Here is a 9,916-nt window from a genome sequence, read left to right on the forward strand (position 1 = left end):
AAATATGAGCCAATTTGATTCGACATCTTTTTTAAAAACTGTTCCCCATAAACCGGGTATTTATCAGATGTTCAATGATAAAGACACGATTATTTATGTGGGAAAAGCTAAAGATCTCAATAATCGATTAAAAAGCTATTTTAATAATAGCAAAAAAACGTTAAAGACCGATAGACTGGTAAGTCACATTCATCGAGTTGAATTTACTATTACTAATACTGAAACAGAAGCTTTATTACTCGAACAGACTTACATTAAAAAGCATCAACCTCGTTATAATGTACTATTAAAAGATGATAAAAGTTATCCCTTCATCAAATTAAGTAAAGAACGTCATCCTCAATTATCGCTTTATCGAGGAACCATCAATCGTAAAAAAGATGAATTTTTTGGTCCTTACCCAAGTGGCTATGCGGTAAAACAAATTCTTGCACTATTGCAAAAAACGTTTCCGATAAGACAATGTTTAAACTCGACTTATCGTAACCGTACCCGCCCTTGCTTACAATACCAAATAAAAAGATGCTTAGGGCCTTGTGTACCGGGGTTAGTCAGTGATGAAGATTATAACGAACAAGTTAATTATGTAAGATTATTCTTATCGGGACAATCTGAACAAATTTTACAAAAAATAACTGAAGATATGCAAACAGCAAGCCGTGAGTTAAATTTTGAAAAAGCAGCGGTGTTACGTGACCAGTTACAAGCCATCAAACACATTAATGAAAAACAGGCAATTTACAATAATAATGATAATCTTGATGTAATTGGATTCCATTATGAACTCGGTTTAGCATGTATCTATGTATTATTTATTCGTAATGGACAAACCTTTGGACATCGCTCCTACTTCCCTAAAGTTCCATCAAATACCGAATTAGAAGAAGTTATTGAAACATTTTTAGGTCAATTTTATTTACAAGGAAACCAAAATCGTAATATACCTAAAAAGATTTTACTCAATTTTTCATTATCAGATAAACAGCCAATGGAAGAGACACTGTCACTTATTGCTGAACATCAAGTTAAACTGATCGATGAGCCCAAAGGAGACAATTTAAAACTTTTGAATATTGCAACAATCAATGCACAAACAGAAGTTAAAAATAAACTGCTAGAAAATTCCACAATTAAACAACGTTATGATGCCTTACAAACGTTTTTAGGGATTAAAAAAATTAATCGCATGGAATGTTTTGATATCAGTCACTTTATGGGAAAAAACACTATTGCATCTTGTGTAGTTTTTGATGACAAAGGTCCCGTTAAATCAGAATTTCGCCGTTATAATATCACTGGTATCACACCGGGTGATGATTATGCAGCAATGCAACAAGTATTAACGCGTCGTTACAGCAAAAAAGATCTGCCTGAAGAAAAGATACCCGATATTATTTTTATCGATGGTGGTAAAGGTCAACTTAACCAAGCCTTACAAGTTTTTGAACAACTAGAGGTAAATTGGGATAAACATCATCCTATTTTGATTGGTGTAGCCAAAGGGGCTGAACGTAAAGAAGGATTAGAAACACTCTTTTTTGAAGCTCATGGAATAGGACACTATTTAGATGACCATTCCCCTGCACTATTATTAATTCAACAAATACGTAATGCATCACATGATCATGCCATTGTTGGTCAACGCAAAAAAGGGGTAAAACAGCTCACTGACAGCGCTTTAGAACACATTGAAGGCGTAGGAGGAAAGCGCCGACAAGCATTACTTAAACATTTTGGTGGTTTACGGGAATTAAAAAATGCCAGTATAGACGAAATTGCACAAGTGCAAGGTATATCTAAATCTTTAGCTGAAAAAATTTATCTCAATTTGCAACAATAACACATTGAAAAATTAAAATTTTTCAGGCAACATAATCATAATAAAAACACTGTTTTTTTAATTGTTACTAATTATTTGATTAATCAAACAAAAAAGAGCTTATGTCACATGAAAATTAATTTCCCTACAGTTTTAACCTTATTCCGAGTTATATTAATTCCTTTTTTTGTGATGGCTTTTTATCTATTTCCGCATGAGTGGTCAGGTTTTTTTTCTGCCTTAATTTTTTTAATCGCAGCAGTCACTGATGTGTTAGATGGTTACCTTGCGCGTCGTTTAGGTCAAACAACAAAATTTGGTGCTTTTTTAGATCCTGTTGCCGATAAAATTATGGTCACTATTGCTTTAGTTTTGATTACTCAATACTACCAATCATGGTGGATCTCTATTCCTGCAATTATTATTGTTTCAAGGGAAATCATCATATCCGCATTACGTGAATGGATGGCTGAAATAGGCAAACGCGGTAATGTTGCGGTATCTTCAATCGGCAAAATAAAAACTATCGCACAAATGACAGCCTTGACTTGGTTACTCTGGCGGCCTTGTGATATTGTTATTTATGCAGGCCTTGCAGCTCTTTTTCTAGCAACAATTTTAACTTTACTATCCATGTTACAATATTTATGGATAGCACATAACGATCTGTTGGATGAAGAGTAATTTATCTAAAAATCACTCAAAACCAGCTTTAGTGTAATTTTGTAATCACTCATTATATTCACAAAATTACACGCCCTGTTCCCACAAATACACAATATTAAAACAATAATAAGTTAAACATTGAACAATTAAACAATTAATCAAAAATATCTGTTGACTGAAATCATAAGATAGGTAAAATGCACAGCATTCAAAGCGAATTACATTTTAGTAAACAGTTTTGAGCCCGGGTGGTGAAATCGGTAGACACAAGGGATTTAAAATCCCTCGGCCTTTTTGGCCGTGCGAGTTCAAGTCTCGCCCCGGGCACCATTTAAAACACTTCTCATGCGGGAATAGCTCAGTTGGTAGAGCGCAACCTTGCCAAGGTTGAGGTCGCGAGTTCGAACCTCGTTTCCCGCTCCAATATTACATAGTGCAAACCATTGAAGTCCGAAAAGTTAAAATTTTAATTAATGCCTAACTAGTTCTCAATTGAAATGAAATTTGAGAAATCTGCTTGTTTAAATACAATTAAATTATTAATGTTTATTGCAATTCAAATTATCACCTCAAACTTAAACAGATTTTTCCTAAGCAAAATCCAATCGACTTGATATTAGCGAGCTCCCCCCCTATCTTTTATGAAGTTTATTCCTCATAAACAATGGCTACATAATGAAGCATCAATTGTTTTAATTTCTTAAGACATTATTTTACTCAAACTTTGAAGTATCGGTAGCACAAACACGGAGCCGATGACCATCGGGATCATTTCCTACAAATGTGTATCCAAAATCGAGTATTTGAGGTTCAAGTTCAATTTTGACGTGTAGTTCTTTCCAGGTCGCATAAATCTCATCTACTTCATTTTTTGTTACATCACTAAATGACAACTCAAATCCCCCATAATGATTGGGCGCCTTTGGCGTTATTTTATCAGCCTCTTGAAGGCCCAAAATAAAATTATCATTCAATAAAAATACAGCAAAGCCAGGATAAGTTTTAATAGGTGGGCGCCCTAGTATTTTTGTGTAAAACGCTGTGCTAGCATCGACATCTTTGACATAAACAATAACGCTATTAGGTTTAAACATTTTTTCTTTCCTTTTAGTGATAAAAATTAGTTCAATTAATTTTAGTTATCTCTATTTTGATGTAGCATTGCTGACAACTATATGTCATATTTAAAATTCAATCTAAATTATTTTGCAAACATAAAGCATGAAAATTAATCGTATAATTACTATCATCATGGTATTGCTTCAACGAGAGAAAATAACTGGTAAAGAATTAGCAGAAAAATTAAATGTATCATTGCGTACTATTTACCGAGATATACAAGTTATCGAGGGAGCGGGAATCCCCATTATTACCTATCAAGGAAGTGCAGGTGGAATAAGTATTTTAAAAAATTATAAAATCAGTAAAGGTCTATTCACTAAAGAAGATGTTATTGTTTTATTAAAAGGCCTCAACTTATTATCCTCACCGGTTTTAAAAGAAAGTGAAAATTTAAGGACACTCGAGAAAATAAAGAGTTTTTTATCAGAACAAGAACTTAATGAAGTGACAAATAACTTAAATCAACTTATTGTTGATTTATCGCCTTGGTTTTCCAAACAAAATATTGATAACAAACTATCTCTTATAAGACTGGCACTGAAAGAGCAACTACTTTTATCGTTTGATTATTTGAGTGTTAGAAATAAACAAGCCTCACGTTTAGTTGAGCCATATAAACTTATTTTTAAGGAAAAAGAGTGGTATTTACAAGCTTTTTGTCTAACTAAAAATGATTTTCGTGTATTTAAATTGTCAAAAATGTCAAACATTAGAAAAACAAACACTAAATTTATAAAGCAGACAACGCCTGAAGCCTTTTCTTTATTCCAAATGGATATGAAAAAAAAGAGTTTTAAAATAAAATTACTAATAGATGAATCGCTTTTGGAGCGTATTTTAGATTTTTGTGACGAAAAAGATATTAAGAAATTAAATGGACATCAGTATCTTGTAGATTTTAACTTTATTGATGATGACTACAGTTATGGCATTTTACTAAGCTTAGGTCATAAATGTATTTGTTTAGAGCCTGAGCATATACGGCACAAACTCGTTGAACGAGCAGAAAAATTAGTTAAATCCTACAAAGAAACTCTCAATCCATTTATGTCAAATTAGCCTCAATAACTAAAAATTTAAACATCTAATTTCCGGCTCGTTAACCATTTTACTTTTTCCGGATCTCGATGATCAAAAAATTGACTTGTATTTGTATCAAGCGCTGCTATTTGTTGCATATCTTTATCTGAAAGCTCAAAATCCCAGATATCTTGATTTTCAATTATACGCTCTTTACGCACAGATTTAGCCAAGCTTGCAATGCCTCGTTGTGCTAACCAACGTAATACCACTTGCCCTATTGTTTTACCATATTTAACGGCAATTTGACCTAATACCGGATGGGTAAATAAACCATTTTTCCCTTCAGCAAAAGGCGCCCAGGCTTGAGGCGTTATGTTCTCTTTTTGCATATAAGGCACGGCTTCAAGCTGTTGTTGGAATGGGTTAACTTCAATCTGATTTACGGCAGGAATAATAGAATGAAATGCAGTTAAATCAGCTAATCTATCAGGTTGAAAATTACTTACGCCAATAGCGCGAGCTTTACCTGCTGAATAAAGTTCCTGCATTTCTTGCCATGCACCATGAACATTACCATAAGGTTGATGAATTAAATATAAGTCAATATAATCTAATTGCAAACGATTTAATGAACGTTCAAATTGCGCCTTAGCGCCATTGTAATTGGCATCTTGCAACCATAATTTAGTGGTAATAAATAATTCTGCTCGATCAATCCCGTGTGCACGAATAGCATTACCAACTTCTGTTTCATTTTGGTAACTTGCAGCTGTATCAATTAACCGATAACCTGAATCAATTGCATCACGAACGGCTGTTTCACACTCTTTCTTATCGGTCATTTGAAAAACACCAAACCCTAAGATAGGCATTTCGATACCATTATTTAATGTTATTGTTTTTTTCATAGCTCATACCTCAGTTATTGTAGTTAGCCTATTATTAAACAGCTTACTACAATGATATAGTAGGTAAAACAACATGCACTGATGAAAAATTTTCATTAATCATCTTTTTTAATACGTCAATGATTGTTATTGAGATAATTTTTTAAAACGCTAAAGTGTTTATAAAGAATTCTGTAAAATATGCATACAAGCGCAATAAACATAATAGGCAAGAAAAACTTTAATAGTTTAATTCCCCTTTTTTACCAGTAAAAGAATAAATACCACTATATAAAAACCGTTATTATCTACTAATTTTATTAGTAAAATACTCGATGAATACTTTAAGTTTAGTTGAATTTTTATATGTAGAAGGATAAAGAAAGCAAAACTCCCATGTATGTTCTTTATTATACTCAGACAAAATTTCAACTAATTCTTTTCTTTTTAACTCTTCTTGTACAGAGAAACTAAAAAGTTGAACTATACCGCCATCATTTAAGGCTAAAAATTTAGTCGCTTGAATACTATCAAAGATTTGTATTTGGCTATTTTCAATATTATCTTTGTATATATTTTTATTTAAAGCTGCCCATTGAAATCGTTTATTATTCTGGCTTGAGCTAAAATTGATACATTTATGATTAATTAGTTCATCAGGACAAACAATCATGCCATTTTTGGCAAGATAATTGGGACTAGCATATAATCCAGTAGTAGCAATAAACAATCTTTTTTTGATGAGAAAAGCCTCTAGCTTGGTGTTTTCTTGTACCAGTCTAACTGATAGATCATATTCTTCTGCAACGAAGTCAATATTTCTATTAGTTACATGAAAATCAAGTTTTAAATTAGGATATTCTTCGGAAAAATTAGCCAGATAAGGTGATATTTTATAGTTAAAAAAGGTCTCTGGTACGCTTATTTTTAATCTACCACCAATTGCATTTTTTTCATTTTTAATAGAATGGCCAGCATTAATTAGCATATCGAATATTTCAGAACATTTCTTATAATAGATACGCCCTTCCTGAGTCAGTTTGACTTGGCGTGTACTACGTGAAAACAAGTCAAATCCGATTCTTTCTTCAAGTCTTTTAATGGAACGACTAACAGCAGCAGGAGTAATATTTAAGTATTGAGCAGTAACTGAAAAATTCTCATTTTCTGCTGCCACTAAAAATAACTCAAGGCTAGCGATATGCATAGTTTTAAACTGTTTTTTCATCGGATTGTCTTTATTTATGAATACTAACTGCTATCAAAATATTTTATATTTTGCCCTAATTGCTTACAAAAAACTTATTTATAAGCAATGTAATGAATGACAAGAAATATTAATACATCAATTTTACAACAAACTACATCTGTTTTTCATGCCCATTATGGATAAGTATCGTATCGTATCCTATTTCTTATTAGGAATATCTTAATGGCAAAACTATTTTTTAATTTATTGAAATAAAAATCATCATTTAAAAAACCTACTTACACTTTTTTGCAAATACGTTTAGCAAGCAACGTTTTGTTTTTCCGAAGATCCCCCCCTTTTTTATTGATCCGATATTTATATTCCAACCATTATCAACAACAGCTTTAAAAAGAATGACTAACTCATGTCAATAAACCAGTTTTACAACCGAGTTCAGCAATATGATGAAAAAAAATAACAAACAATTTATTTTTCATCGCAATTTTTCTTATTTTTAATATTATGAATTTATTCATTTTTGTTTGTTGTCATTTTTTCTCATAAAAATATTATTAAAAATCAGTGCAATAATAGTGATTATTGCACCTATTATTTCGATACATGAAATAGAATGACCTTGATAGATACCAATAATAAAAGCAATGACTGGGACTAAATTAACAAAAAGAATACCATTAATCGCACCAAGACCATTGATACCTGCATTCCAAGTAATGATCACTAAAGTTGTAATGACAAGCACGAAAATATCAAATCCACTAGTGATTAATGCGCTTAGGCTTGGGGGGCTTGCTAAGTCTAAGAACGATGCGATTAAAGTAATCGCGATAATGCTTAATACGCTAAGAGAAGAACTTAATGCCGTTACTCTTAACGCGCTCCATTTGTATTTTGTAATCACCATATTTGCAAAATAGGTATAAATAACCCAACAAATTGTAGCGGTAAACAATAGTACATCACCAAGAAAGCTTGATGAAGCTATCAAATGATTAAAATCTCCATTCGTTATAACCAAAACTATTCCTACAAAAGCTAATAGCGTGCATAGAATTGTTTTAATATTAGGTATATTGTGATTGAGGATAGATGATAAAATCATTGATAGCATCGGCATTAACGCTAATATGATTGTTGCATGCTCAGCAGATGAAAAACCAATGCCGATAAACGTAAGGAAGTTTAATCCAGCAAAACCAATTGTGCCAAAAAACCACAATTGAAAAGCTTTTCCTTCCGTTTTATAACTTTTTTTACCTTCGATAACAAGGAGAACAATGCTTACAAGAAAAGCACCAAGAACGTAGCGAATAAAAGTAAGATAATAACCATCTATGCCAGATGATACCGCATGTTTTGAGGCGGGATACATAATCCCCCAACCAAATACAGTCACCAATAAATATAATGTGTATTTATAATTTTCTCTTCGAATATCCTTCATAAAAAAATAACCTACTTTACGTATTATTTATTTTATTGACTTTTATAATATTTTTTTAAGAAAAGATCATTATCGTCGAGGTAATATCATTTGTTACATGCTGTAATAAATGATATTGCATTCTTAAATAAACATCATTTGATGAGTTTGTTTCTTACTGGATTTGGCTTATCAATGGTTTATCCACTTCTTGCCTTGCCTGCAATTAAAAGTATGTCAAATCAAGATATTGGTCTTGCTCTAAGTACCTATGAATCGTGTTTTGATATTGGAATTCTTTTATCTGGCTTTACAGGCGGAATTATTGTGTCGAGTTTTGGTTATAATGCAACTTTTATATTTGCATTTTTATGTAGTTTATTCGCTATATTTCCTTCAATACTTTCATATAAACAAATTGAAAGAAATTAAAATTAAGCTAAATAGCTAAACATAGTTAGTACGCCAATAGCTATAAGTGCCGCTTTAATTTATTAGGTTCATTAATATTTTTAATCTGTCTGAAGCTACGAGCATAAGATAAACTCAGTTCACAAGTAAAAAGCTCTCAACTTGGGGGATGCTTATAGATTACAAATAATCGGCGAGAATTGTGACTTATTATACCCTATTACCTTAGTTCACAATCATATATTTGCAAGGAAGAGTATCTATGATATCAGTTGTTATTATTGATAATTTTATTGCTTAAAAAGCATTGCATAACTTTAATTATCTGAATTTATTATTGTTAAAAAAATCAAACTATCCTCATCTAGCGCTTGGCTAAATGAGGATGAGATTATTTAAATGATTAATGAACGCCAGGAATAGTGAATTCCATAATAAGTAATAACGTTGGTAAAATAAAGATAGATAAGATTGTTGAAGCAAAGAAAATACTCGACGCGTGCTCTTGTTCGACTTCCCAATCGTAAGCCAAAATAACTGCAGTTGATGCAGTTGGCATCGCTAATAAAAAGACTAACTCTTCGGCCTCGATACCTTTAAGTCCAAAAAGATGCACGGCAATTAATGCAACAACGGGGGTTACAAAACTCTTTAAAAGAACATTAACCACTAATAGTTTAGATAAATTTAATTGAACACCATATATCCCTACACCAACAGCAATAAGTGAAATAAAGTTACATGCATTGGACATAATATCAAAAGTATTAAACACAAAATGCGGCATCCAAGTTAAACCATTAGTGACACTAACAATTAACCCTAAAATAACAGCCAAAAACATTGGTTTCATAAGCGAGTTTTTCACTGCGCTAAAAATCATATTGCCAGTTACTTTACCGCCAGATACTTTAGTATGACATAATTCTAATAAGAAAATTGTCATTGGAATTAATGATAAAGCCACAACAAAATTCGCAATAGCGACAGAAATTGTTGACGATGCACCTAACATTAATGTCAAAAATGGTACGCCCATTCCGCCCATATTAGGGAAGCAGCATAACATTGAATTCATGGTGGTTGATTTTAAATCTTTACCCAATAAGTATTTATTAGTAATAAAACAGATTATCCACAAGAATGACATTGTGCAGAAAAAAGCAATCATCCAAATGCCGTTAAATATCTCTGACGGCTTTGCATGGGCTGTGTGGACAAAAAGTAACGCAGGGAAGACAAAGTTTGATACCAAGCCAGATAATAATTTTTTTGAATCTTTGGTGAAGATTTTTTGTTGAACGCAAAACCAACCCAGAAAGATCAATAAAAAAACAGGAAGACAAGAACTT

At 32.1% G+C, this 9,916-nt stretch carries 9 protein-coding genes and 2 tRNA genes; 6 read left to right on the plus strand and 5 right to left on the minus strand.

Annotated elements, in window-relative coordinates; all coding sequences use genetic code 11:
• The first annotated feature begins 4 nt into the window (after window positions 1–4).
• From uvrC to A9G09_RS04005, 4 genes are all read left to right on the plus strand, one after another.
• Window positions 5–1,840 (plus strand): excinuclease ABC subunit UvrC, encoded by a 1,836-nt coding sequence (uvrC, locus tag A9G09_RS03990; RefSeq protein WP_065633620.1) that lies wholly within the window; start codon window positions 5–7, stop codon window positions 1,838–1,840.
• Window positions 1,841–1,948: 108 nt separating this feature from the next.
• Window positions 1,949–2,503 (plus strand): CDP-diacylglycerol--glycerol-3-phosphate 3-phosphatidyltransferase, encoded by a 555-nt coding sequence (gene pgsA / locus A9G09_RS03995; RefSeq protein WP_065633621.1) that lies wholly within the window; start codon window positions 1,949–1,951, stop codon window positions 2,501–2,503.
• Between the two features lie 224 nt (window positions 2,504–2,727).
• A tRNA-Leu gene (locus A9G09_RS04000) sits at window positions 2,728–2,815 on the plus strand.
• 17 nt (window positions 2,816–2,832) lie between these two features.
• Window positions 2,833–2,908, plus strand: a tRNA-Gly gene (locus tag A9G09_RS04005).
• A gap of 290 nt (window positions 2,909–3,198) precedes the next feature.
• Here A9G09_RS04005 and A9G09_RS04010 read toward each other — a convergent pair.
• Complete coding sequence (locus A9G09_RS04010; RefSeq protein ID WP_065633622.1) at window positions 3,199–3,579, minus strand: VOC family protein; 381 nt, start codon at window positions 3,577–3,579, stop codon at window positions 3,199–3,201.
• Between the two features lie 127 nt (window positions 3,580–3,706).
• Between A9G09_RS04010 and A9G09_RS04015 the strand changes: the two genes are divergently transcribed.
• On the plus strand, window positions 3,707–4,666 hold the full coding sequence (locus A9G09_RS04015) for a YafY family protein (protein ID WP_065633623.1): 960 nt from the start codon (window positions 3,707–3,709) through the stop codon (window positions 4,664–4,666).
• A 17-nt stretch (window positions 4,667–4,683) separates the two neighbouring features.
• On the opposite strand, the gene A9G09_RS04020 is transcribed toward A9G09_RS04015, so the two are convergent.
• The 3 genes from A9G09_RS04020 to A9G09_RS04030 all read right to left on the minus strand — a co-directional run bounded on the left by A9G09_RS04020 (window position 4,684) and on the right by A9G09_RS04030 (window position 8,174).
• Complete coding sequence (locus A9G09_RS04020; RefSeq protein ID WP_065633624.1) at window positions 4,684–5,538, minus strand: aldo/keto reductase; 855 nt, start codon at window positions 5,536–5,538, stop codon at window positions 4,684–4,686.
• Between the two features lie 283 nt (window positions 5,539–5,821).
• A complete protein-coding gene (locus A9G09_RS04025) occupies window positions 5,822–6,745 on the minus strand; it encodes a LysR family transcriptional regulator (protein WP_065633625.1) in 924 nt (307 codons plus the stop codon).
• Between the two features lie 496 nt (window positions 6,746–7,241).
• Window positions 7,242–8,174 carry a DMT family transporter gene (locus tag A9G09_RS04030; protein WP_065633626.1) on the minus strand — a complete coding sequence of 311 codons (933 nt, stop codon included), beginning with the start codon at window positions 8,172–8,174 and terminating at the stop codon, window positions 7,242–7,244.
• 90 nt (window positions 8,175–8,264) lie between these two features.
• Here A9G09_RS04030 and A9G09_RS04035 point away from each other — a divergent pair, with 90 nt between their 5' ends.
• A complete protein-coding gene (locus A9G09_RS04035; protein ID WP_065633627.1) occupies window positions 8,265–8,585 on the plus strand; it encodes an MFS transporter in 321 nt (106 codons plus the stop codon).
• A 382-nt stretch (window positions 8,586–8,967) separates the two neighbouring features.
• Here the strand turns inward: A9G09_RS04035 and A9G09_RS04040 are convergent.
• Window positions 8,968–9,916, minus strand: a 949-nt coding sequence (locus tag A9G09_RS04040) for an AEC family transporter (protein WP_141671520.1), incomplete at its 5' end; no start/stop codon positions are given.

Origin of the sequence: Gilliamella sp. wkB292, from assembly GCF_001690235.1 — a bacterium.
Taxonomy (GTDB): Bacteria; Pseudomonadota; Gammaproteobacteria; order Enterobacterales; family Orbaceae; genus Gilliamella; species Gilliamella apicola_F.